At 73.1% G+C, this 443-nt stretch carries 1 protein-coding gene; it reads left to right on the forward strand.

From position 1 onward, the window contains the following. Positions 1–443: cadherin-like domain-containing protein (locus tag AC1DIO_RS35505; RefSeq protein WP_476854972.1), on the forward strand; the 443-nt coding region annotated here is incomplete at both ends.

Consider the following 443-nt stretch of genomic DNA (forward strand, 5'->3'; position numbering starts at 1 on the left):
TCCGGCAGTGCCGGCTCTGGCGGTGGCCATGACTTCGAGGGGATCGCCTCGGCCGGCGGCGGCTCGGGCGGCCACCACCCCGGCCCGGGCGGCCATTCCGGCCCGGGCGGCGAGAACCCTGGCGGACCCGGTGGCGAGAATCCCGGCGGCTCCGGGAGCCCGCGCAGCAACCGGGCGCCGCTGCTTGCCGGTGTGGTCAGCCTGCGCAGCATCGGGCGCTGCGAGACGCTGCTGATCACCGCGATCGGCTTGCTCGCAGGGGCGCTGGATCCTGATGGCGATGCACTCGTGGTTAGGCATCTCACCGCCTCCAGCGGCACGCTGACCGCGGTCGAGGGTGGCTGGGAGTTCACCCCGGCGCCCGGCTATTTTGGCCCGGTGACGCTGAGCTACGAGGTCAGCGACGAGACCGTCGCGGTCGCCCAGACCGCGCTCTTCAGGGT

The sequence above is a fragment of the Allobosea sp. 05T439 genome, assembly GCF_056396005.1.